The 24,294-nt window shown below is 39.1% G+C and carries 22 protein-coding genes and 1 pseudogene; 15 read left to right on the forward strand and 8 right to left on the reverse strand.

The features are described from left to right. The first annotated feature begins 24 nt into the window (after positions 1 to 24). The 6 genes from ACZZZC_RS12135 (at position 25) to rplT (ending at position 5,190) form a co-directional block, all read left to right on the forward strand. On the forward strand, positions 25 to 762 hold the full coding sequence (locus ACZZZC_RS12135) for a (Fe-S)-binding protein (RefSeq protein WP_056848838.1): 738 nt from the start codon (positions 25 to 27) through the stop codon (positions 760 to 762). 122 nt (positions 763 to 884) lie between these two features. Beyond that, positions 885 to 1,784, forward strand: a complete 900-nt coding sequence (locus ACZZZC_RS12140; RefSeq protein ID WP_463482275.1) for a hypothetical protein — start codon at positions 885 to 887, stop codon at positions 1,782 to 1,784. 246 nt (positions 1,785 to 2,030) lie between these two features. Then, positions 2,031 to 3,956 (forward strand): threonine--tRNA ligase, encoded by a 1,926-nt coding sequence (gene thrS / locus ACZZZC_RS12145; RefSeq protein WP_463482276.1) that lies wholly within the window; start codon positions 2,031 to 2,033, stop codon positions 3,954 to 3,956. 17 nt (positions 3,957 to 3,973) lie between these two features. Next, positions 3,974 to 4,543: a translation initiation factor IF-3 gene (infC, locus tag ACZZZC_RS12150; RefSeq protein ID WP_463487319.1), complete on the forward strand. Its 570-nt coding sequence runs from the start codon at positions 3,974 to 3,976 to the stop codon at positions 4,541 to 4,543. A gap of 29 nt (positions 4,544 to 4,572) precedes the next feature. Continuing rightward, complete coding sequence (gene rpmI, locus ACZZZC_RS12155; RefSeq protein ID WP_010600880.1) at positions 4,573 to 4,773, forward strand: 50S ribosomal protein L35; 201 nt, start codon at positions 4,573 to 4,575, stop codon at positions 4,771 to 4,773. A 72-nt stretch (positions 4,774 to 4,845) separates the two neighbouring features. Continuing rightward, positions 4,846 to 5,190 (forward strand): 50S ribosomal protein L20, encoded by a 345-nt coding sequence (gene rplT, locus ACZZZC_RS12160; RefSeq protein WP_029285460.1) that lies wholly within the window; start codon positions 4,846 to 4,848, stop codon positions 5,188 to 5,190. A 63-nt stretch (positions 5,191 to 5,253) separates the two neighbouring features. On the opposite strand, the gene ACZZZC_RS12165 is transcribed toward rplT, so the two are convergent. The 5 genes from ACZZZC_RS12165 to ACZZZC_RS12185 all read right to left on the reverse strand — a co-directional run bounded on the left by ACZZZC_RS12165 (position 5,254) and on the right by ACZZZC_RS12185 (position 11,908). Then, the gene (locus tag ACZZZC_RS12165; RefSeq protein WP_463487320.1) at positions 5,254 to 7,161 is read right to left on the reverse strand and encodes a DUF294 nucleotidyltransferase-like domain-containing protein; all 1,908 of its coding nucleotides are present in this window, start codon (positions 7,159 to 7,161) and stop codon (positions 5,254 to 5,256) included. Between the two features lie 3 nt (positions 7,162 to 7,164). Further along, positions 7,165 to 7,836, reverse strand: a complete 672-nt coding sequence (locus ACZZZC_RS12170) for a 3'-5' exonuclease (protein ID WP_463482279.1) — start codon at positions 7,834 to 7,836, stop codon at positions 7,165 to 7,167. Positions 7,837 to 8,032: 196 nt separating this feature from the next. Next, positions 8,033 to 8,764 (reverse strand): MIP/aquaporin family protein, encoded by a 732-nt coding sequence (locus tag ACZZZC_RS12175; protein WP_463482280.1) that lies wholly within the window; start codon positions 8,762 to 8,764, stop codon positions 8,033 to 8,035. A gap of 38 nt (positions 8,765 to 8,802) precedes the next feature. Then, a complete protein-coding gene (glpK, locus tag ACZZZC_RS12180) occupies positions 8,803 to 10,293 on the reverse strand; it encodes a glycerol kinase GlpK (protein ID WP_463487321.1) in 1,491 nt (496 codons plus the stop codon). Positions 10,294 to 10,315: 22 nt separating this feature from the next. Then, the gene (locus tag ACZZZC_RS12185) at positions 10,316 to 11,908 is read right to left on the reverse strand and encodes a glycerol-3-phosphate dehydrogenase/oxidase (protein WP_463482282.1); all 1,593 of its coding nucleotides are present in this window, start codon (positions 11,906 to 11,908) and stop codon (positions 10,316 to 10,318) included. 158 nt (positions 11,909 to 12,066) lie between these two features. On the opposite strand from ACZZZC_RS12185, the gene ACZZZC_RS12190 reads away from it, so the two are divergent. The 6 genes and pseudogenes from ACZZZC_RS12190 to ACZZZC_RS12215 all read left to right on the forward strand — a co-directional run bounded on the left by ACZZZC_RS12190 (position 12,067) and on the right by ACZZZC_RS12215 (position 17,518). After that, positions 12,067 to 12,831, forward strand: a complete 765-nt coding sequence (locus tag ACZZZC_RS12190; RefSeq protein ID WP_463482283.1) for a DeoR/GlpR family DNA-binding transcription regulator — start codon at positions 12,067 to 12,069, stop codon at positions 12,829 to 12,831. A 39-nt stretch (positions 12,832 to 12,870) separates the two neighbouring features. Next, on the forward strand, positions 12,871 to 13,263 hold the full coding sequence (locus ACZZZC_RS12195) for a response regulator transcription factor (RefSeq protein WP_056848848.1): 393 nt from the start codon (positions 12,871 to 12,873) through the stop codon (positions 13,261 to 13,263). A gap of 173 nt (positions 13,264 to 13,436) precedes the next feature. Then, positions 13,437 to 13,862 (forward strand): helix-turn-helix domain-containing protein, encoded by a 426-nt coding sequence (locus ACZZZC_RS12200; RefSeq protein WP_463482284.1) that lies wholly within the window; start codon positions 13,437 to 13,439, stop codon positions 13,860 to 13,862. Positions 13,863 to 14,134: 272 nt separating this feature from the next. Then, positions 14,135 to 15,253 (forward strand): Gfo/Idh/MocA family protein, encoded by a 1,119-nt coding sequence (locus ACZZZC_RS12205; RefSeq protein WP_463487322.1) that lies wholly within the window; start codon positions 14,135 to 14,137, stop codon positions 15,251 to 15,253. A 412-nt stretch (positions 15,254 to 15,665) separates the two neighbouring features. Then, positions 15,666 to 16,298: pseudogene (locus ACZZZC_RS12210) on the forward strand (SDR family oxidoreductase); the annotation flags it as partial. 152 nt (positions 16,299 to 16,450) lie between these two features. After that, a complete protein-coding gene (locus ACZZZC_RS12215; protein ID WP_463482287.1) occupies positions 16,451 to 17,518 on the forward strand; it encodes a zinc-dependent alcohol dehydrogenase in 1,068 nt (355 codons plus the stop codon). Between the two features lie 52 nt (positions 17,519 to 17,570). On the opposite strand, the gene ACZZZC_RS12220 is transcribed toward ACZZZC_RS12215, so the two are convergent. Beyond that, entirely contained in the window at positions 17,571 to 19,751 is a 2,181-nt protein-coding gene (locus ACZZZC_RS12220; RefSeq protein WP_463482288.1) for a hypothetical protein, read from the reverse strand. A gap of 269 nt (positions 19,752 to 20,020) precedes the next feature. On the opposite strand from ACZZZC_RS12220, the gene ACZZZC_RS12225 reads away from it, so the two are divergent. From ACZZZC_RS12225 to ACZZZC_RS12235, 3 genes are all read left to right on the forward strand, one after another. Beyond that, entirely contained in the window at positions 20,021 to 20,764 is a 744-nt protein-coding gene (locus ACZZZC_RS12225; protein WP_463482289.1) for a DUF92 domain-containing protein, read from the forward strand. 264 nt (positions 20,765 to 21,028) lie between these two features. After that, the gene (locus tag ACZZZC_RS12230) at positions 21,029 to 21,283 is read left to right on the forward strand and encodes a SemiSWEET family sugar transporter (RefSeq protein WP_265798677.1); all 255 of its coding nucleotides are present in this window, start codon (positions 21,029 to 21,031) and stop codon (positions 21,281 to 21,283) included. Positions 21,284 to 21,331: 48 nt separating this feature from the next. Further along, positions 21,332 to 22,291: a TIGR03885 family FMN-dependent LLM class oxidoreductase gene (locus tag ACZZZC_RS12235; protein WP_463487323.1), complete on the forward strand. Its 960-nt coding sequence runs from the start codon at positions 21,332 to 21,334 to the stop codon at positions 22,289 to 22,291. A gap of 222 nt (positions 22,292 to 22,513) precedes the next feature. Here the strand turns inward: ACZZZC_RS12235 and ACZZZC_RS12240 are convergent, their stop codons facing one another. Together ACZZZC_RS12240 and ACZZZC_RS12245 are read right to left on the reverse strand one after the other, a co-directional pair. After that, positions 22,514 to 22,894 carry a hypothetical protein gene (locus tag ACZZZC_RS12240; RefSeq protein ID WP_463487324.1) on the reverse strand — a complete coding sequence of 127 codons (381 nt, stop codon included), beginning with the start codon at positions 22,892 to 22,894 and terminating at the stop codon, positions 22,514 to 22,516. A 5-nt stretch (positions 22,895 to 22,899) separates the two neighbouring features. Next, positions 22,900 to 24,042: a zinc-dependent alcohol dehydrogenase gene (locus tag ACZZZC_RS12245; RefSeq protein ID WP_463482292.1), complete on the reverse strand. Its 1,143-nt coding sequence runs from the start codon at positions 24,040 to 24,042 to the stop codon at positions 22,900 to 22,902. Positions 24,043 to 24,294: the final 252 nt, after the last annotated feature.

Raw genomic sequence — 24,294 nt, forward strand, 5'->3', positions numbered from 1 at the left:
TTGTAAGCTAAAGAATATTTGTTGATGAAAGTAGAATTGTTTGTTCCCTGTTTTGTAGACCAATTATATCCTGAAACCGCTTTTAATACGTTAAGGTTATTAGAAAAATCGGGATGCAAAGTTGAATACAATTCAAAACAAACTTGTTGCGGTCAGCCGGCTTATAACGCTGGTTATTGGGATGAAGCAAAAGAAGTAGGTACTAAATTTTTGAACGATTTTACGGAGAACACCTACGTAGTTGCACCATCAGCATCCTGCGTGGGTATGGTTAAAGGCGGTTTTAATGACTTGTTTACCAATACAATCGTTCACAATAAATGTCGAAGCTTACAGTCAAACATCTGGGAACTTTCTGATTTTTTGGTTAATGTAGCTAAAAAAGACTATTTCGGTGCCGAACTTGAGGGTAAAGCGGTTTACCACGATTCTTGCAGCGCACTTCGTGAATGCAAAATTAAAGACGAACCTCGGCAGCTGCTATCTAAAGTACATGGTTTAGAGATGCTCGATCTTGTTGATAATGATATGTGTTGTGGATTTGGTGGTACTTTTGCAGTGAAATTTGATGCCATTTCATCAGCCATGGCCGAACAAAAGGTAAACCATGCTTTAGCACAACAAGCTGATTACATTATTTCTACCGATTTATCATGCCTCCTACACCTTCAAGGTTACATCGATAAAAATAAACTTCCCATAAAAACCATGCATATTGCCGATGTTTTATGTAATGGTTGGTTAGAAAGTACCGAATATTAACGAAGATATTACCACTGATCTTTAAGTATTTAACACTTTTTAACAGGTTTCACATTAAATCTGAAATATCTTTGTTAAACCTTTTCTCAGCTTTCGTATCTAAAACACAAAACACAGAACCCATGAAAAAAATAATTTTCGCTTTACTAGGCGTTTTATCTTTTGCATCAGTAGCAAATGCGCAAAAGAAAACTTCGGGAGCAATACAATTTGAAACCATTACAGATCCAGCGGCGATGATGGCTGCAAGTGGCGTCAAACTACCCGAACAAGCGATAGCCCGGATGCCATCGACAAGTAAAGCCAATTTTGAATTGCTGTTTACCGCAACTAATGCTAGTTATATGCCCGTAGAAGAAACCGAAGACAGTAACGGTGGTGGCGGTGGCGGCGGTATGGGCCGTATGATGATGCGTTTTGGTGGTGCAGGCGGGAATAGAGAATATTATTATTCTTTTGCAGATCAAAAACTATCAGAAGTGTTTGATTTAAACGACACCACTTATTACATGCCTAGCAAACTTACACTTTCAACTTCAGGACCGATTGGTTCATTTAGAATGGGAGGTGGAAATCCAGGTGATACCACAAAACCCAAACCTATTGTTGCACCAAAAATCGTAATAGAAAAAACCAATGCAACCAAAAAAATTATCGGTTTTGATTGTAAGGAAGTGATTGTAAAATCTATCAGATCAATGAAGATTTTAGGTGAAGATAGAGATATAACTGAAGAAACTCATATTTGGTATACTAATGATTTGGGTTTCAATTTTTCTCCGAATCCTAAAATGTGGACTGAAGGTACAGTTTTAGCTATAGAAAGTAAGGGTAACAGTACCATGGCTAAAAGCATTGAATACCGGGGTGTGAGCACCAAAGATGTTACCGCTCCAAAAAAAGCAAAGCTTATTACAGAAGACGAGTACAAAGTCAAAATGGAAAACATGATGAAACGTTTCAGAAATAATCGCCCAGGTGGAAACTTCGGAGGAGGTAGAACGGTAGTAATCGGCCAATAATAGTTAAAAATATTTTTTCCTACTGAAGCTTGCTCACTCAAATGAGCAGGCTTTTTTTATGCATCTAACTGTTGTTTTCTTGAAGCATAATTTAGTGTTTCATCCCCATTAATTCAAAATAGTAGGGAAAATTCATTATCTTCGCGATAATTAAAAATCACTTTGTATGTGATTGCGAACTAACATTTTTTTTAAACCGTTCTAAAGCTTTCCCGCAAAGCGATTAAGAACAAATCATAGTTGTAGATGATTAACATTACTTTACCTGATGGTTCTGTCCGTCAGTACGAAAAGGGCACATCTGCCCATCAAATTGCATTATCAATTTCTGAGGGCTTAGCCCGCAATGTTTTAGCTGCCGAAGTTAATGGCGAAGTTTGGGATTCAACACGTCCAATTGATGCTGATTCTTCAGTAAAACTGTTGACCTGGAATGACACTGCCGGGAAATCAACTTTTTGGCATTCATCAGCCCACTTAATGGCTGAGGCTTTAGAGGCACTTTATCCAGGTACAAAATTTGGTATCGGTCCGGCTATTGAAACGGGTTTTTATTACGATGTAGACTTTGGCGACAAAGAATTTTCATCTGATGACTTCAAAGCCATTGAAACCAAAATGATTGAGTTGGCTAAACAAAAGGAAACTTTTGTACGTGAAAGCGTAAGCAAAGCTGATGCAATTAAATATTTTACAGAAAAGGGCGACGAGTACAAGCTGGATTTAATTGATGGATTGGAAGATGGAAAAATCACTTTCTATACTCAAGGTCAGTTTACTGATTTATGTCGCGGGCCACACATTCCAAATACTGGTTTTGTAAAAGCTGTTAAATTGATGAATGTTGCCGGTGCTTACTGGCGTGGTGATGAAACCAAAAAACAATTAACACGTATCTACGGCGTAACGTTTCCGAAGGCTAGCGAGTTAACTGAATACCTGGCGATGATTGAAGAAGCGAAAAAACGCGATCACCGTAAACTGGGAAAAGAATTAGAGTTATTTGCGTTCTCAGAAAAAGTGGGGATGGGTTTACCGCTATGGTTGCCTAAAGGAACTGCTTTACGTGAACGTTTGGTTAACTTTTTAACAAAAGCACAAGCGAAAGCCGGTTACGAACAAGTAGTTACGCCACATATCGGTCACAAGAATTTATATGTAACTTCTGGCCACTGGGAGAAATATGGTAAAGATTCTTTCCAGCCAATTAAAACGCCGCAAGAAGGAGAGGAGTTCTTCTTAAAACCGATGAACTGCCCGCATCACTGCGAAATTTACAAAACCAAACCACGTTCTTACAAAGATCTTCCGGTTCGTTTTGCAGAATTTGGTACAGTTTACCGCTACGAACAAAGTGGCGAGTTACACGGTTTAACCCGTGTACGTGGCTTTACTCAAGATGATGCACACTTATTCTGTATGCCGGAGCAAGTGAAAGAAGAGTTCAAGAAAGTAATCGATTTGGTACTTTATGTATTCAAATCATTAGGTTTTGAAAACTATACTGCTCAGGTGTCGTTAAGAGATCCGGAGAACAAAGCGAAGTACATTGGTTCTGACGAAAACTGGAGATTGTCTGAAACTGCAATCATTGAAGCGGCTGCTGAAAAAGGTTTAAATACTGTAGTAGAATATGGTGAAGCGGCCTTTTATGGTCCGAAGCTGGATTTTATGGTTAAAGATGCTTTAGGTAGAAAATGGCAATTGGGTACTATTCAGGTTGATTATAACTTGCCAGAACGTTTCGAGTTGGAATATACTGGTAGTGATAATCAAAAACACAGACCTGTAATGATTCACCGTGCGCCTTTTGGTTCATTAGAAAGATTTATTGCAGTATTGATAGAACATTGCGCTGGCAATTTCCCTTTATGGTTAAGTCCGGAGCAATTTATTATTCTTCCTATCTCAGAAAAATATGAAGAATATGCAAAAAAAGTTTTAGATGAACTAAATAATTCCGATATTCGCGGGCTGATTGACTTTCGAGACGAGAAAATCGGACGTAAAATCCGCGATGCGGAAGTTAAAAAGATCCCATACATGCTCATTATCGGTGATAAAGAGATGGCTGAAGGTAAAGTTTCAGTACGTAAACATGGTGAGGGAGATTTAGGCGAAATGACGTTGGAGGAATTCAACAATTTATTAAGAAAAGAAATAACAGTTTAAATTAAAATAATACACATTTGGCATTAGGAAGACCAGGATTTAACAGGGGACCACGTCCACCTTTTAAGAAAAAAGAAGCAGAACATAACATTAATCAGTACATTAAATCGCCTGAAGTGCGTTTGGCTGGCGATAATGTTGAACCGGGGATTTATCCTTTGGCAAAAGCTTTGGCACTTGCTGATGAACTTGAATTGGATTTGGTAGAGATATCTCCAAATGCGGTGCCTCCAGTTTGTAGAATTATTGATTACAGTAAGTTCGTTTACGAACAAAAGAAAAAGCAAAAGGAAATTAAAGCCAATGCTAAACAAACTGTAATTAAGGAGATTCGTTTCGGTCCTAATACGAACGACCACGATTTTCAATTTAAACTTAAACATGCAGTAAGCTTTTTAGAGAACGGTGAGAAGGTTAGGGCTTATGTGCATTTTAAAGGTAGAGCAATCGTTTACAAAGAACAGGGTGAAATTTTATTGTTAAAGTTTGCCCAGGCTTTGGAAGATGTAGGAAAAGTAGAGTTATTACCCAAGTTAGAAGGTAAACGTATGTTCCTTACAGTTGCGCCTAAAGTAATAAAAAAATAAAAATAGGTTTATAAATTAAAAAACAGGTTATGCCAAAAATGAAAACCAATTCCAGTGCTAAAAAGCGTTTTTCGCTTACTGGAACAGGTAAGATCAAAAGAAACAAAGCATACAAAAGTCACATCTTAACAAAGATGAGTACTAAACGTAAACGTGCTCTTGGAAATGCAGGAATTGTAACAGATGCAGATTCAGGTAACGTTAAACGTATGCTTTGTATCGGAAAGTAATTTATTAATTCACCAGGTATCAGGCATTAAAGATTCTTAAATGAACGCCGCTTACCAAAAAACAACAACAACATGCCACGTTCGGTAAACGCAGTAGCTTCGAGAAGAAGACGGAAAAAAGTCCTTAATATGGCCAAAGGCTATTGGGGTGCAAGAAGTAAAGTTTTTACGGTTGCTAAAAACACAGTAGAAAAAGGTTTGCAATATGCATACCGTGACCGTAAAGTTAAGAAAAGAGAATTCCGCGGATTATGGATCCAACGTATTAATGCAGGTGCTCGTCAGCACGGTATTTCTTACTCTCAATTAATCGGTAAACTTGCTTCAAAAGAAATCGGTTTAAACCGTAAAGTATTGGCTGATTTAGCAATGAATCACCCAGAAGCTTTCAAAGCTGTAATCGATGCAGTAAAATAGAAATTCTCGCTTAGGCGTTAATGATATTAAAAAAAGGGGACCAGTTTGGTTCCCTTTTTTAGTTTAAATGAGGCTGTTGGTAAACTTCATTTTTATTCCGCTTTGAAAATTTAAGATGGTCTTAAATATTTCGATTAAAGTAACTTTTTCAATTTTTGTTAAATTATTAATTTCAATCAGGTTGCTTGGCGACCTGTTTTCTTTGATGATTTGGTTCGCCTGGTTTTTTAGCCGCAAACCCATCAAGTAATAATAAGACTGTGTCAACTCATTGAATTGACTTTGGCTAAAAACGCCTAAGTCTTTCAAAGCCCTTAGGCGTTCACCTGTGTTTTCCTTTTGGAAAATTCTATTCTGAAGCGCATAAACTCTTACCAGATCCACAATCGGTGTCATAGCCGTTTTAATGTCAAATACCTCTCTGCTCTCTATCTTCTGTGTTTTTATATTTCTGAAATAGGTTAGAGGTGGTTCGTAAAGCAGCGCATTCTTGGCCAGGTAAACATAAAATTTTTCAATGGGTTTCTTCAATTCGTCGTCAACAAAATGACGTAGATCATCCATAATTTCAGCGTCGCCATATATTGCCCGGCAATCGAAGAAAGCCGCGAACTTAACCGCTGCTTCCGGTAATGCTTCTTCTATCCAGTTTTTATAATTGTATTTCCAGTGTGATAAGGAATGCGTCCAATTGGGATTTGTAGCCATGTAATCGCCATCGCAATACACAAAACCTACATAATTTAATTTATCCGAAACCTGAGTGGCAAAATCGAGGAAATAGCTCCTAACCATTGCTCTTTGATCTTCAGGAGTGTCTCCGTAAATAATAGCATTGTCCTGATCTGTTTTTAACGAAAGTTCCTTTCTTCCCTCACTTCCAAGTACCATAAATACAAATTTGGCAGGCGGTGGACCAAGTTTACGGATCACATCTTCTATAATTTTACTCGAAATCGTGTCGGCAATGGTGGTAACCACTTCATTCACAATCTCGGCATGCACCCCACGGTCGAGTAGTTGCGCTACAATGGAAGGTACTTTTTGCCATTTTGCTTTCAGCTCTTCATTGCTTGTGGCGCTCTTCACCGATTGTATAAATACTAAAGGAGATTTTGTTTGCTCACTCAACAGCCTGTTTCTGCTCAGAAAACCGATGAATTTACCCTCATCTTCTATAAGCAAATACCGCGACTTACTGCTAAACATGAGTAATATGGCTTCATAAACATAGGCGTTGGTGGAGATGCTGATGATTTTATCATCCATAACATTGCTGATCTGCAGCTTCGGATCTATTAAACCAGCAATTACCCGATCCCGTAGTGTAATATCGGTTACGAAACCTACATATTGCTCCTGCTCATCCCTTACAAAGAGGCAGCTCGTTTTATTCTCCGCCATTTTAATTGCAGCTTCGAAAATTGGGGTATTTTTATTACAATAGATGATTTGCCTGTAGCCAATGCTTCTTATTTTCGAAGAATAAAGTTGATCAACAACTAAATAATTATCTTCAAGTGATCCATTCGTCTTGTAAAAATGAGCGTATTCATCATCAAGCATTCTCTTGCCAAAATCATTTGCAAAAAAATCGAAGAACTCCTCATATTCTGCACAAATTGCTTTGAAAATTTTTCTTGGTAATAAAAGAGCCTTCGTACCCGTCTGTGCCACAACTGTTTTAATAGGCTTCCTTTTATTGAACAAGATCGAAATCCCTCCACAAGTTGTGCCTGGTCCATATATTTCTACCTTGCGTTTTGCTTGCTGACTATCTAAGAAAAAAGTTTCAAAACTTCCTTCTACCATGATATGAACCCCTTTAACCTTATGATTTCCCTCATCAAATAGCCTGGTGTTTTCAGGGAAGTCGACTTCTTCAACCAGATTGGCTAATTCTTCTAAAACTTGATCGGGCAGCACACTGTAGGGAAGGGTAGCGGCCAGAAAATCAATTTTTTCTTTCATGAATTATAACGGGAATAGGCGATTTATAAAATTACGGGATTTTTCAGTTTTTTGTTCGTTTGCTTTTAACAAATTATCAGATTGTTTTCTTATCGCATCATGATCAACCATTCCGGTTTTCAGGAGATGAAAAAATATTTTTGATGTATTTAATGTATCTGCCAGTGCGTTATGATAATCCTCAGGTGCCTCAGCAAACAGCTCTTCATAAAACTCATTCAATTTAAGCAGTTCTACAGAAGGGTTTCTAACATAAGGCCTGCTTGCACTCATGGTACAAAAAAAGTCGATGCCATTGAAGATATCATTTAATCCCAGGCGGGAGAATTCGACATTAATCATATGGAAATCGAACTCGATAAAGTGACCAATTACCAAGGGTTTATATTTGTCAATATCTTTTTTAAATTCCATCATTACTTCTAATCCTGAAGCGCCGTTAGCCTCTAAAAAATCATGAGTAATGTGATGGATTTTCTGCGAAGCTACATCTAAAGCAATGTCGGGATTTTTAATGTAATGGTTTTTCCTCTGAATTTCGATATAATGTTCATCGTAAATGATCCAGGCGATTTGGATGATATGAGGCCAGTTGTTCTCCTGAGTATAGGAAGCTTTCCAGTTTTTGGGCAGGCCTGAAGTTTCGGTATCAACAACGAGAAAATAATTTTGCACAGGCTTATACTTGATTAGTTCGATACCAAATATAGGAATTTATCCTAAGCCTAAATCCTGTCTTGAAGCCACGTTGTAGGCAGAAAGCAATAAAATCAGTGAATCTAATTTCTATAAGCGGAAATTTTAATTGAACTATTGTTACCTCAACTTATTAAGAAAAAATCTTCACCGCTTTTACAGTGAAGATCCTATTTTATAAGTTTAGAGATAAGTAAAGCAAAGCAGCTAAAGTTGCTCCAATAATTGGGCCGGCAATTGGAACCCAGCTGTAAGCCCAGTCACTTGTGCCTTTTCCTTTCATGGGAATGATCGAATGAACAATCCGGGGACCTAAATCTCTAACGGGGTTAATTGCATAACCCGTTGTACCTCCGAGTCCAAGGCCAATTACCCAAACTAAAAATGCAACTGGAATTGCACCTAACGAACCTAAGCCAATGGGTGTTTTATCACTGCCCATCTCGGCATTTGTAAAGTAGAAAATCACGAAAATGAGAACAAATGTTCCTATGATTTCTGAGAATAGGTTTGATTTTAGATTCCTTATTGCCGGTGCCGTTGCAAATGGGGCAGCTTTTAACCCCTTATCTTCGGTAGCATCAAAATGATCTTTATACATTACCCACACTAAAAAAGAGCCAACAATAGCACCACAAAGCTGGGCTAAAATATAATATGGAACTTTAACCCAATTAAATTTTTGTGCAATGGCTAAGGCGATGGTTACCGCTGGATTTAGATGTGCCCCGCTGAAGGGCGCCGCGATAACTACCCCTACAAATACAGCCAATGCCCAGGCTGTGGTAATTACAATCCAACCGCTATTATTTCCTTTTGTGCCGTTGAGTACAACATTTGCCACTACGCCATTTCCAAGTAGAATCAGCAACGCTGTGCCAATAAATTCTGCAACAAATTCTGTCATGATGAATATTTGGTTAAATATTTTTGATACAATTAAAGTTAGTCAACTGCACTTGCTTTCGCTGCTTTTATTGCTCTGTTCCATCCCTTAATTCGAGCCGCGTTGTCAACCCCATCTTCGGCAACAAAAGTTTTATCTACTTTCCACTGAGATCGAATCTGATCTACGCTATCCCAAAAACCTGTAGCTAAACCAGCTAAATAAGCTGCACCTAATGCGGTAACCTCTGTAACCTGAGGCCTTATCACTTTACAATTTAGTAAATCGGCCTGAAACTGCATCAATAAATTATTCGCTGTGGCGCCACCATCTACACGAAGTTCGGCGATATTTACACCTGCATCAGCCTCCATTGCCTTTAGTACATCCATCGTTTGATAAGCAATACTTTCTAAGGCGGCTCTTGCAATATGCGATTTATTAGTGCCTCGGGTGAGACCTGTTATTGTTCCTCTGGCATGTTGATCCCAATGTGGCGCCCCTAAACCCGCAAATGCAGGCACTACGTAAACCCCATCGGTATCTTTTACTTTTTGGGCAAGCGTCTCTACATCGGCAGATTTAGAAATTAGTCCCATTTCATCTCTGAGCCACTGTACCACTGCACCGCCAATAAAAATACTGCCTTCTAACGCATAATGCACCTGATCATTTATCTTCCAGGCGATGGTGGTTAACAGATTATTCGAAGAGAGTTTGGCCTCGGTACCAATGTTCATGAGCATGAAACATCCTGTGCCATAAGTGTTTTTTACCATCCCGATTTCGGTACACATTTGTCCGAATAAGGCCGACTGCTGATCGCCGGCAATACCTGCGATGGGTATTTTAGCGGCAAGAATTCTTCCGGCCGTTTCACCATACACTTCGCTTGAGGATTTTACTTCTGGCAACATGCTTTTGGGAATACCGAATAAGTCGAGCAGTTCCTCATCCCATGCCAGGGTATGGATATTGTAAATCATCGTTCTGGAAGCATTGGTGACATCAGTTACATGTTTTTCGCCTGCTGTCAACTTCCATATAAGCCAGGAATCAATTGTACCGAATGCTAATTTTCCCGCTTCAGCTTTTTCTTTAGCCCCCTTAACGTTCTCTAAAATCCATTTTGCTTTGGTAGCTGAAAAGTACGAGTCGATAATTAAGCCTGTCTTTTCTTGTATTTTTTCGGACAAGCCTTGTGCTTTAATTTCATCACAGTAAGTGGAAGTTCTTCTGTCTTGCCAAACAATAGCATTATATATAGGCTGGCCGGTTTCCCGATCCCAAACGACAGTTGTTTCTCTTTGGTTGGTAATTCCGATTGAATCGATATCGGTTGCCGATAGTCCGGCTTTTACGATTACCTCAGCTGCTACCGATAGCTGAGTCGACCATATTTCCAATGGATCATGTTCTACCCATCCAGCCTGAGGATATATTTGCTTAAATTCGCGTTGGGCCATGGCAACAATTTCGCCATTATGATTAAAAATGATCGCTCTTGAACTTGTGGTTCCTTGATCAAGAGACATGATAAACTTGCTCATAATTATATTTGGTTAGGTTTTATTAGGTTAAGGCTTTCTCAATTTGCGTTGAGTCAATGTGGTAAGTATAGCCGTCGGCTAATTTATTAAAATTATCTACTTGATCATTTTCCCAACTAATTTGTTGCTTAAGTTCTTTAGCTAGGAGTGAGGCTACTTTTGGTGCCATCTCTTTAGCCGCGTTCGCATCAATAAACAGTATTCGTAATCTTCTACTTAGAATATCTTCAACGGTTTCTGCCATCTCATTTCTGGCCGACCAAACTACTTCTGCCAATAGGTACGGAAATTTTGGGTGAAGTTTTTGATTTAAATCCGGTTCTTGTTGAGCTAAATTTTCGATATTCTGACGATCGGAACCATAAATATCCAAATGATGATCCCCAGCTATTTCAGTACTGCCATGAATTTTTAGCTCTTTGGTAATGCATGGTTTTGCGTTTAAGCCAGCATGAGTAATGGCTAAATCAACCGTTTCTTCTGCCATGCGGCGGTAAGTGGTCCACTTGCCGCCGGTAATAGTAATTAATCCTTTGGCAGATACCATTAATTTATGATCTCGACTGATCTCTTTTGTGCTATTTCCATCCCTATTTGTTGGCGCAGCAAGAGGTCGCAAGCCAGAGAAAACACTTAAAATGTCTTTTTCCAAAGGTTTTCTTTTGAAATAGGTGGCTGCTGTAGCAATTATAAAGTCTACTTCTTCTTTTAATGCCCTTGGTTCCAAACTGTGCTCATCTAAGGGTGTGTCGGTTGTGCCAACCAATAAATGTTGGTGCCATGGAACAGCGAAGAGAACTCTGCCATCTGATGTTTTTGGTATCATCAAAGCTGATTCGCTATTCAAAAAGCTTTTATCCAATACTACGTGAACACCTTGACTGGGGCGCACCAATTTTTTAGACTGAGGATTATTCATCTGCAAGATATCATCAACAAACACTCCTGTAGCATTTATAATTACTTTCGCATATTGTTTCGATGTTTCGCCAGTGATTGTATCCTTAATTTCAATACCGTTCACTTCATTGTTGGCATTTTTTAATAATGCAGTAACTTTCGTATAGTTACATAATGTAGCGCCATTTTCAATGGCTGTCTGCGCAATGTTAATGGCTAGGCGGGCATCATCAAATTTGCCATCATAGTATCTGATACTGCCTTTTAAACCCTTTTCTTTAATGCCGGGCATCAAAGCTAAAGTTTGACTTTTACTGAAGAATTTTGATTTTCCAAAACTGAACTTTCCAGCAAGCCAATCGTAAAGGGTTAGTCCTGTTAAGTATTTCGCTACAGAAAACCAATCGTAACAAGGAATTAAAAATTCCTCTTTATTAACCAAATGATTGGCATTTTTTTGTAAATAACCTCGTTCGCGTAAGGCATGTTTCACTAATCCAATATCACCCTGGGCCAGATACCTCACGCCGCCATGTACGAGTTTAGTGCTGCGACTAGATGTGCCTTTAGCATAGTCTGATTGTTCGACCAATAAAGTTTTTAACCCCCTGGTGGTCGCATCTAATGCTGTGCCTAATCCAGTTGCACCACCACCAATAATGATGATATCCCAAGTATAATTATTTGGCAAAAGATGATGATGAAGTCTTTCCATTTATTTTTAAAAAATAATAAAACGAAACAATACGCAATTATAAGTAATCATTATCGAAATAATATAATATCGGTGTTAAAAAAATATTAATTATCTGACCGAATCAGATATGAGAATTTTATTTGCTAATTTGCAGCAGAAATAAATGATTAGATTTTATGATGAATTTAGCTGAAAGGCACCAATTTATTTTGAATCGCCTGCAGAGAGACCAATATATTAATGTGGTGGATTTATGTAAGGAGTTGAAAGTATCATCTGTAACAATTAGAAAGGATTTAAAACTCCTTGAGGATAAAACGCTACTTTTTAGAACCCACGGGGGGGCGACAATAAATAATCCATATACAGTAGATCGGCCAGTAAACGAAAAAGAGAAAATACAGTCGACTGAAAAGAATAAAATTGGGTTGGCGGCTGTTTCACTATTGAATGATAACGATTCTATTGTAATCGCCTCTGGCACTACGGTATTCTACTTCGCCAAAAATATTCCTTCAGGTACAAACTTAACGGTTGTTACTTCTGCACTAAACGTAGCTTTAGAATTAATGAGAGAACCCAGTATTGAGGTGATTCAGCTGGGCGGTTTGCTAAGGAAAAGTTCATCATCTGTTATGGGATCTTACGCTGAGCAGGTTTTAGGCGATTTTTATTTTAACAAGTTATTTTTAGGGGTAGATGGCATTGATTTAGATTTCGGTTTAACCACTACGAATGCTATGGAAGCGCACCTGAATCGCAAAATGATTAGCGCATCGCAAAAAACAATTGTATTAGCAGATTCAACTAAATTTGGGAAAAGAGGTTTTGGAAAGATTTGTGGTTTAGACGAAATTGATCATATTATCACTGATAAAGGAATTTCTGAGCAAATTGTAAAACATTTAGAAAGTTTAGGTGTTACTGTTACTATTGTATAGTTTATACTTAAGAACGAACCAAAACGATATAATTTGAATATGGAAACTAAACGAATACACATTTTAGAAGACGATCAAGAAATAAGAAATGTAATTGAAATCTTATTAAAAGAAGAAGGTTTTGAATTACAATTATCATCAACATTTGCCGAATTAAAAAAGAATATCCAGGATGCTATGCCTGATCTTTTTTTGTTAGACGTGATGCTGCCAGATGGAAATGGTGCAGAAATTTGCGAAGATTTAAAGACTGATATTTTTACGAAACATATTCCGATAATTGTAATGTCTGCACAAAACAATAGCGAACAAAAAGCTATTGCTGCTTTTGCAAATGATTACATCAGTAAACCATTTGATATTGATGACGTTTTAGAGCGTATTAATAAACAATTGAAAATTAGTTCGGAGAAAAGCGCTAGTAAAGCATAATTATTAGGGCATTTGAAACATAAAGAGAGGCATTGCCTCTTTTTTATGCGCTAATTTTCAACTTTTATAAGTTTATTTTTTTGAGTTACCCGAAATTTGATTAATTTGCTTGCTCTGAATCGTCCTGATTGTTAATCTAGTTTAAGTATTTTTTAGAATTTAAATTAACAGCAATGAGTGTCGACGTTGGTCAGGTTCTTGAGCGTGTAGTACGCAGAGATAGCATGGGAATTAGTGAGCTTTCCCGAAAGTTAAACGTAAGTAGAAGAACCATCTACAATTGGTTCGATCAAAAAAGTCTAAATCCAGAAATTCTATTGAAGGTTGGCCATGTAATAGGTCACGATTTTTCTAAAGAATTACCGGAAGCTTTTTCGAATAGCAGTCATCGACCTCACAATACTTACCATCATCCAAATCAAAATAATCCCACCAATGGCGATAGTAAGTCTGTTTACTTCTGGATGGATAAATACATTAAGCTATTGGAAAAATACAATGAACTTCTTGGTCAACTGTCGGATGAGAAAAAGGGTACAGAAACTAGTCAGGATCGCTTAATTTCACGTGATTTTAAGTCGTCTACTATTCTTTCCTAGCTAACAATCATTAGTATTGAAGGGAACAATTTATCTTTTTCATTGTCGTGGAAACTAGAAAATCGAAAACCCTCGCGAAATTCATAAGTTTTTAATTGTAACATCCAATTGATTTACCCTATTTATTGTATGCAGAGGAAATTCATCGCAAAACTAAACGTAAAAAATTTTTGTTAGATTTTAGAGTGTTAATCAGCTCTTTGCCAAAAGGTATTAATCATTAAGATATTTCATTACTTAGTATAGGAACAGTTTCTAGACCCTCAATGAATATGAATACAAGAAGAGATTTTCTACAAAAAATGGGTGCATCTGCACTAATGCTGCAGCTGAGTTCATTATCAACATTTGCGAACTATTCCGAAAAGAAAGATCAGTCTTATCAAGGGAAAGTGCTCAGAGTTGCTATTATGGGTTTAGGCGGGTACGGAACCCGTGTGGCGGAAGCAGTGAAAGCCTGTACTAAGGCAAAACTGGTGGGGGTGATTAGTGGTACGCCATCCAAAATTAAAGATTGGCAACTGAAGTACGACATTCCAGCGCAGAATTGCTACAACTATGAGAATTTCGACGAGGTAAAAAACAATCCTGATATAGATGCGATTTATGTCATAACGCCAAATGCACTTCATCACGATCAAGTTATCCGTGTGGCCAAAGCTGGAAAACACGCCATTTGCGAAAAACCAATGGCCGTGAATGCCAAACAGGCGCAAGAAATGGTTGCTGCTTGCAAAAAAGCAAATGTGAAATTATTGGTGGGTTATAGAATGCACTTTGAACCGCGGACCCTTGAAGTGATTCGAATGAGGAAAGCTGGCGACTTTGGAAAAATTATGTTTTTTCAGGGGCAATGCGGCTTTAAAGCAGGCGACCCAAACCAGTGGCGATTAAATAGAGCACTGGCTGGTGGCGGAGCAATGATGGACATTGGAATTTATGCGCTTAATGGCGCAAGATATATGGTAGGTGAAGAGCCTGTTTGGGTAACGGCACAGGAAACCAAAACCGATCCGGTGAAATTTAAGGAAGGCGTAGATGAAACCATACAATTCCAATTGGGTTTCCCTAGCGGCGCTATAGCTTCATGCTTGTCTAGTTATAATATCAACCACCTGGATAGATTTTTTTTGAGTGGCGAAAAAGGCTTTGCAGAGATGCAGCCATCAACAGGTTACGGTCCGATAAAAGGCAGAACACATCAAGGCGAACTCAACCAACCCATTACCACCCATCAAACAGAACAAATGGATCAAATGGCAGCGATTATTTTCGAAAATAAACAACCTGTTGTCTCTGTAGATGGTGAGGAGGGTTTGAAAGATCTTAAAATTATTGAGGCAATTTATCAAGCTGCGAAGACCGGACAAAAAGTCAAACTCCCTGGCTAGTGTTTGGTTGTAAAGTGCAAGCTTCTTATTGATAACCCTTATTGCTTTACAGCATAGTACTTAGCTTATCATACGTTTTGAACTCTTTAATTTTTCAGTTAAGGATTTATCTTCTATTCAAGTTTATAGTTTTTCACCTTCCTGGGTGGTATTTCTTGCGCTATTTCCTGAGCCAGCGTATCTATATTTCTTCCACAATCTTCTTTGGTAAAATGAATGAATTAAAATCAAGTATTTATGACCCTTGATAACGGGTATTTACCGTTCAACAAAAAAATAATCTGGCTGGTTATAAAATTATAATCATCGTTCCATCTATATGGAAGATCAGAATTAAACAAATCGGTTTGAATTTGCTCGACGTGTCAATAGGGATGTAAGCGGTAACAGGTTTAACTTCAAATAATATACTATGGAAGATTTCAATTCTCATTTTAGCAGTGCCTTTTTAGGCAAGAAAATATTGATAACTGGCGGCAGCACCGGAATCGGAAGAGCATCTGCAATTTTGTTGAGTTCTTTGGGAGCGAAATGTTTAATCTGCGGCAGGAATGACGAACCTTTGCAGGAAACAATAGCAGTCATCAAAAGTAAAAAATTACCAATTGCAATTGCTGTCGAAGCAGATTTGTCATCAGGAGCAGGCATACGGAAAGTTTTTGATGCCGTGGATTCTGAACTTGGCGGACTGGATATTCTTATCAACAATGCTGCACTCGGTTACGGAAGTATCACGGATGGTGGTTACGAGGATTGGCAATATATTTTAAATACGAATTTGCTAGCCTACATGGCCTGTAGCCAGGAGGCAATAAACCGTTTTAAATCCGCAAAAACAGGCAAATTATCAATATTGGATCCATGAGTGCCGATGTGCGGGAAGAGAAAAGCAGTGTTTATGTCGCAACAAAAGCTGGGATTCAAGGCTTTTCTGAGGCATTAAGAAAAGAAATTAATCCATTGGGGATTAGACTTTCACTTATCGAACCAGGAGCTGTTGATACTGATATGCAGCCGGCTAGCAAAGAAGAGAAATTGGAACAGATAGAAAAACATGAAATGCTTCCTGCAGATGACATTGCTTGGGCTATCGCATTTTGTATTGCCCAACCACCTGCTTCGGATGTTGTGAACCTAAAAATCCGCCCACATTTGCAGCTTATTTAATGTTTTTTATATAACGTTTAATGATATCGAATGAGCATTAAAATGAAAGCAGCCTTAAAAGAGGCGGACGGAACGTTCAAGATTGAACAAGTAGACAGGGTTAAAATTCCAGCCGATGACTGGGTTTTGGCCCGCATTAAAGTTTCGGGTATCTGTGGAACAGATTTACGGCACTGGAAAAAACATGAGCCAGATCTCGAATGTAAAATTATGGGACATGAAATGTCTGCAGTTGTTGTGGAAACCGGACCGGTAGTTCGAAATGTGAAGCCGGGCGATAGGGTGGTGGTAGAAACCTTGCTAGGTGATGGGACCTGCGACTGGTGCCGGGTTCAGCAATATAACCTTTGTCCAAATTTGTATAAGGTAAGGATGGATACCATATCCAGATCCTTTGCTGAATACGTTGTTGGCCCCTCTACCAAATTCCATATTCTTCCCGATAACGTGAGCGACGAAGAAGCTGCTTTGTTGGATACATTTTCTGTTAGCCTGCATGCACAAAAGCTTAGCGGACTGAGAATAAATAACAAAGTTGCGATAATAGGTGCGGGGCCAATAGGGTTGGCACAACTTCAACTGGCCAAGTTATCGGGTGCTGAAGTAGTTGTATTCGATATTGTTCAAAGTTCTTTGGCTTTGGCTAAATCTTTAGGAGCAGATAGGGTAGTGAATCTTGAGACGGAAGACCCTCAAGTTTGCATGAAACATTTCAACAATGGAAGAGGAGCAGATTTGACTTTTGAGTGCGCCGGAGGCGAATCGATGACCACCACGCTTCCTGTAGCGGTATCAATCACTCGAATTGGAGGAAAGGTAATAATTGTCGGGGGCTTTGAAAATGGAAATACTGCTATAGAATTGAATTGGCAGGATTTACAAAAATCGGAGATCAGTTTGATCCCAAGCGCCAGTTATGGCTTTTGGGATATTTATCCAGAAATGTCGATTTGTGTGGAACTGCTTGCTAAGGGGAAAATCAATGCAAAGAAAATGATCACTCATACTTATCCATTAGATCAAATAAACGAGGCGTTTGAAACTGCTCAGAATAAAAAAGAAACGGGAGCAGTGTTCGTAGCCTTAACAGTTTCATAGATTAATTATAATATCAACTTAATACGTTAAAAATATCCTGGTGAAGGCATTTTCACCAGGATATTTTTATTTTCTCATTGCCGGAAACGCTAAATTCGATAGCTTGTTTATCTATTTTCATCGGTTCAACTGCGTTGGAATCATTCCCGATATAGACAGTAAAGTTGTACGTATCTTTTGGTTCCTGAGGTAGAAGAACTATCCGGCAAGATAATCGCTGGTCGCCTTGGGTAGCAAAACTAACGGACTTCCCACGTTTTCGAAAACCGCTTACTGGATAATCACAGAATATCATAAAGGATTCATCTTTTACTTTGTGGTATTGTTTTTCTATAACGCCAAAAGCAACACCAGCACCATACACCTCCTGACCAACTTCGCCAGATTGTTCCCAGCCATCATGAAGATCTTCAAGCGCAATCCATAAAGAGGGGTCGATTTCGCCGGTTTTGGATTTTTCGACTATCGCATCGGTTTTAAGCATTGTAGGATAATAATATACCACGCGGCCAATGATGTGTTTCACAAACTCCGCAATTAGAAGCCTGATGGAAGGAAGCACTTCCAGATCCTGAATTTGAACAAGATAATCGCACAAAGCAGAATAAACCTCCTGCTCTTCATAGGCTGCTGTATATGGTGCATCTTTTAATGGAAATATGCCAAAAAAGGTAGGGAAGTTTTTGGCGTGCCCGTAATTGCATTCCCATAGTTGCATATTATCAAACAATGCTGCAATGCAAACGTAACTCAGTTCGAGATATGTTTTGTCACCCGTTTCCTTGTAAAGCCTAATCATTGCTCCTGCAGAAAATGCAGTATTGTTCGCCTGGTAAAATACTTCGAAGCTAAGGTTTTTAAGCTTTTCAGCTGCCTGCCTTGCTTCTTCAAAATATTTTTTGTCACCCGTCATTTTCCATAACCTGAGCATCAAATCTGCATAGGTTCCTGGTACGTCTTTTTCGCCGCCTTCACCTTCAGCAGTTTCGGCTTTAATAACTTCTAAGGTATCCATCTGATAAAAAACAGGCCACTCATACTTAAAATGTTGTGCCACCTTGATTGCGTAATCAATGGAATCCATGAGAAGGGTTTTTGCAGTCTTATTATTACGATCGCTCAACCTCGCCAAATTCATTAGTGGATGATGTAAGTACCAGGAATCCATTACACGAGGCTTCTTTTGTTCCTCTGAGTGGTCGAGGTTGCTCTCCAGAGCCGGCAACCAACGCACAATAGTTTTCATTTTTGGTTCATAAAAAGCTGGCAAACCTGCTATCAGTTCATCAACTAATTTATGGTCGGCCTCACCTTTCCATTCCAGATATTCGAGCATTGGCACTAACACGGCTAACTGAACCATTACCTCTGGTGGCGATTTGTAATCAGCTACGTAGGCGTTCAGATAGGAGTGGCCGCCCGCAAATGTCCAGCAACCCTTATGATAAACCAGATCCTGGAGGCCCTTCTCGGCGGTATCCAGCCATTTATAATAAGTGGTTTCAGGCCGGGGAAGTTGCAGATAAACATCAGCAAGCTTATCAAGGTATTGAACAGCTATGTCAGCAGGTGTTGTGGGAACTTCCTTTGAAAATACAACGAAGCTATCGTTCAGGATATATGATTTGTTCTTTTCCAGACTGGCATTTGAAGCGGGTAAGGAGAATCCGATTTCCGGCCATTCGCCACCAACCGTTTCACCTGCGCTAGATTGTGTACCCTCGCAATAATCATTTAGGGCTGTTAGGTTTTGAAAGTAAAATACTGATCCAGACTCCCCATCGTTGAAGTACATGATGCCTGAACGTGTACCTCGTTGCTGAGTATGTATTGTACCTTTCTGCTTGATTTTCCCCTTTCTATCAAAACTTAGGATATCTTTTGGCCAATAAGGAATTAAAAGCGGGATCTTAGGCGTAGCATTTAAAGAATATCTCAGTTGGCCATTTTCAGGATTCCAGGAGATGTCTACCTGATAACCTAGTGAGTTAGTCTCCAATTTAACGCTGGCTTTATTTGCTTTGAGATCCATGTTTTCCAAGGTTAAAACACCTGACGGAGAAAATGCCGTTCTAAATCCTATGCTTGAGTCATCTTGCCATCGTTTCACCAGCCATAAAGTATCACTGGTTAAATAAAGAGACAAGTCCATTTCTTCAGAAAGCGCTGCAATTGGTTTTAAATTTTTCAGTTCTGATTGAGCATTAGCCGCCCATGCTGATATTGGTTCCATATATAAATTCTTACCTATTTAAAACGATTGAGCCGATAACCATGTTTAGCGTATAAATACCTGATTTGGATGGTTAATACCTGGTTCGAAGGTATCAAGACCACAATACATCAGTCAAAGCTACATATTCAAAAGGGTGAAATACCTGGTGATTCATTGACGAGAAAACAAGAGTTTCAATAGAAAGCCTGCAACCCATTTTCATTATTAATGTTTTATAGAAGGCGTGTATTTGGTGTCAGCGCAACGGAAAAATTCTAAATTTGGAAATGACTAGTAGCACCATCAGTTTGTTAAATCTTAAGTATAGTGATATACTTTTGCCTATCATCATTATTGCAGGCATGATTTACAGTATTGTGGCTAAAAAACTCACTATTCCAGCATCCTTTACCGGAGGCTTAATGGCCTGTATAATCTTTATGGCCTCGGGCTTTGTTGGTGTGATGATGATGACCGCCTTTTTTATTATTGGATCAGTTGCTACTTCGTGGAAAAGGGATCAAAAGCGGAATTTTTCTGATCTGGATGAGAACAAAAATGGCAGAACAGCCGCTCAGGTTTTTGCTAATGCTGGTGTTTCTACTATCGCTGGTGTTATAGTAATTGTTTATCCTCAATCTGCTGCCCTTATGTTGACTACAATGGCCGCGGCTTTTGCATCTGCTACTGCAGATACACTTTCCTCAGAACTTGGAGTAATCTACGGCAAGCGATTTTATAATGTAATCACGCTGAAATCGGATCAACGTGGGAGAGATGGTTTGATCAGTTTAGAAGGTACTTTGATTGGTGTAATGGGAAGTCTGGTGATTGCGTTGGTATATGCAATTGGTTTTGGATTTGATATTAACCTCTTGTGGATTACTCTGGCGGGTACAGCAGGGAATTTATCAGATTCAATACTCGGAGCATTGTTGGAACGCAAAGGGTTAATAGGAAATAATGTAGTCAATTTTTGTAGTACGCTAGCTGCGGCGATTATCGCTTTGATGTTGCTCGCTATTTCATGAAAATTTAAAGTTCAATCTAAATATCATCCTTCTAAGCTTCGACATACCTCTTTTATTAAAAGAAGAAGCCAATGAGTTTATAGCAACCGATCAATTCCTGCCCAATCGGTTTGTGAAAAATACTTCCAGAGAGAATTTACTTGATTTACATTTTAGCAGAACAGAGCCAATAAAAAGCTTGTTGTTTGAGTATCTAAGGTTTTGAGGTGAAGGCACCCAAAATCGTTAGGAAAACAAAATCCTGATAAAATGTAACTAGGAAATATGGAAGGAATCGACATTCTTGGAATAGTGGCGGGTATATGTACATCGTCGTCTATTCTTCCCCAGATTATTAAAACCTTGAAAAAGAAAAAGGCAGAAGAGGTATCTATATTCATGTTTATTGTTTTAATGACCGGAAATGCACTTTGGATTTATTACGGATTCGTGAAGTCAGATATTGCGATAATTTCTACGAACTTCTTTGCGCTGGCATTGAACATTGTGATGATTGTGCTCAAATTTCGTTATCGCTAAGTTGTGTAGATGAATTCTGAATTATAAACCCTACTAAAATCTCTTAAAATGACAATAGCTTATCATGCTTCACACGAACAATTTGCCCCTAGCGTTTTACTCGAACTTAGCAAACTAGCGCAAGATTGTGGGTTTAATGCTATCTCCTCATCAGATCATTTTCATCCCTGGAGTGAGCGGCAGGGTGAAAGCGGCTTCTCATTTGCCTGGCTTGGGGCAGCACTTCAATCTACCACTTTACCTTACAGCGTAGTTTGTGCCCCGGGTCAACGTTATCATCCAGCCATAGTGGCTCAGGCTATTGCCACGCTCAATGAAATGTTTCCCGGACGACTATCGGTTGCCCTGGGAAGTGGCGAAGCTTTGAATGAAAGTATCACTGGAGATAAATGGCCGGAGAAATCTTTAAGGAATGCCAGACTTTTGGAATGCTACCAAGTAATTTCAAAGCTTTTAGATGGCGAAGAGGTTAACCATAGAGGTCTGGTTAATGTAGAGAACGCAAGACTATACACGTTGCCAAAAGAAAGACCACTGTTATTTTGTGCGGCAGTTAGCCTGGAAACTGCAAGGTGGGCGGGCGAATGGGCAGACGGCTTATTAAAGACGCATAAACCGCATCATGAACTAGAAAAAGTAGTGCAGGCGTTTAGAAGCAATGGCGGCGCAGGGAAACCCATTCATTTAAAAGTTCAGCTATCTTATTCACGAGCGAAGGAGGAGGCAGAAGCTGGTGCTTATGACCAGTGGCGCAGCAATATTTTTCAGGGAAGTGTACTGGGTGAATTGCCAACTGTGGCACATTTCGATGCCGCAGCTCAATTGGTAAAGCCGGCGGATATGGAAGAACATGTGAGAATTTCCTCCAGCCTAAATCAACATAAAAAGTGGATTGAACAAGACCTAAGTTTAGGAATAGATCGCATAATTTTACACAATGTAAATCGAAATCAAAAAGAATTTATCGAAGATTTCGGTGGCGAAGTACTTCCTAATCTTCGTTTTTAAATGAAAACATTCTCGCTATTCGTTTAGGAAAATGCGTTCGATATGATTTAACCTTTGGTTAGGTGAGCTTACTAAGAAGTAAGCTCACACATAAATATACTGACGGTGACAAATTGAGGCCTTATCTTTTTTTCCTGCAAAGCAGATATAAAGCGACGCCAACTGCTACTGTGGTCAACGCTTTTTTGGCGAAAGGGCCAGCGTTATATTTCATTTCCGATTTCATACCTCGCTCCGCAAAAATATTAGGAATTGTTCCTTTTTTAGGTCATCAACAATCCCTTCCCAAGCGTTCACGCGGTCGGCTAGAATGAGCGGAATCCAATGTCGGTAACGGTCTTCACTATGTTTAAATGCATATCTTCTAATCATTCCACTTAAACCTGATGGAGGAATCGACTCGCCAAATACCATACTAAACGCTGGCCTTTCATTCGATTTAAGTAATTCAATGTTCACCGGTTGTGGCTCTGACCGCTCATAAACGCTGCGTTTATGGTCGTCGCCCGTATAGTTTTTCATTGGATAAGTGGGTTCGTTTTCAGGGTCTATATCTATTCCCCAACCTGGAATGCTTTTGTAATCTATTGAATTTGTTTTCATCTTTCTTAATTTTTTGTTGAAGGAATTAATACCGTTTTGATACACTCGTCAAGTTTCTTCGAGAAAATGTTATAGGCATCTGCAATTTCTTCGAGTGGAACACGATGGGTAATTAAATCTTTGGGACTAAGCCTGCCGGATTGCACATGATCAATTAATTTAGGAAGAAGTCTTTTTACTGAAGCTTGATTGGCACGTAACGTTATTCCCTTGTTGAGTACATTTCCAATAGGTACGTAATTAAACGGTGGACCATAAACACCCACCACTGACACAATACCGCCTTTTTTCACGGAATTAATGGCCCATTGTAGTGCTGTGGCAGCACCCGCCTGCATCAGCGTAATTTTTCCAGTGAAGGTTTGCAATGCGTTCCCTTCTGCCTCGCAACCCACGCAATCGATACACACATCCGCACCATACCAATCGGTTGTTTTCTTAAGGAATAAAACCGGATCAGCCATAGATTTGAAGTTGTACGCTTCACACTTCGCATAATTTTTTGCAAACTCTAAGCGATAGTCCACGTGGTCGATGATGATGACCCTTGCAGCACCAAAAAACCAGGCACATCTTGCGGCCATAATTCCAATAGGTCCGGCACCAAAAACTACTACGGTATCGCCTTCTTTAATACCACCCATTTCTGCCGCCTGATAACCAGTGGGCACCACATCGGTAAGTAACACCGCGTCATCCGGATCCATATCTGGAGGAATCACTGTTGGTCCCACGTTAGCATAAGGCACTCGTACATATTCAGCCTGTCCGCCGTTGTATCCTCCCGCCGTATGTGAATATCCAAAAATGCCACCCACTGCAGTTGCCATGGTGTTTGATTCATGGCAGTTTCCATATAAACCTTGTTTGCAGAAATTACACTTTCCACATGCAATATTAAATGGAACCAGAACCTGATCACCCACTTTAACATTTGTAACCAGCGGTCCTACTTCCTCGATAATTCCGATAAACTCGTGTCCGAAGGTTGATCCAACTCTTGTATCGGGCACCATACCATGATAAAGATGAAGATCAGAACCGCATATACACGTTCTGGTCACCCTCACGATTGCATCCTCGGGATGAAGAATTTCTGGCATTGGTCGTTGCTCAGCCCGGACCCTAAATGGTCCTCTATAATTCATTGCTAGCATTTCAAAAAAAATTAATGGTTTAAGGATTTAGTTATTTGAAATTGATATCGGTATGAAAAAATTAGAGGAATAGATGGTAAAAATTTTATTTTTTTCATAGCGAAAAACTCTTGTTGTTAGTTGAAAAACATGCCCTGAGAAGCAAAAGTTTTGTAAATATTTGTTTCAATATATCTTCAGCAAGCTTATTGGTAATCAATTCTTTTTTGAAAAACGTCCATTATCGCTGGCTTTCCACATACT

This window comes from Pedobacter sp. AC212 (assembly GCF_979258625.1).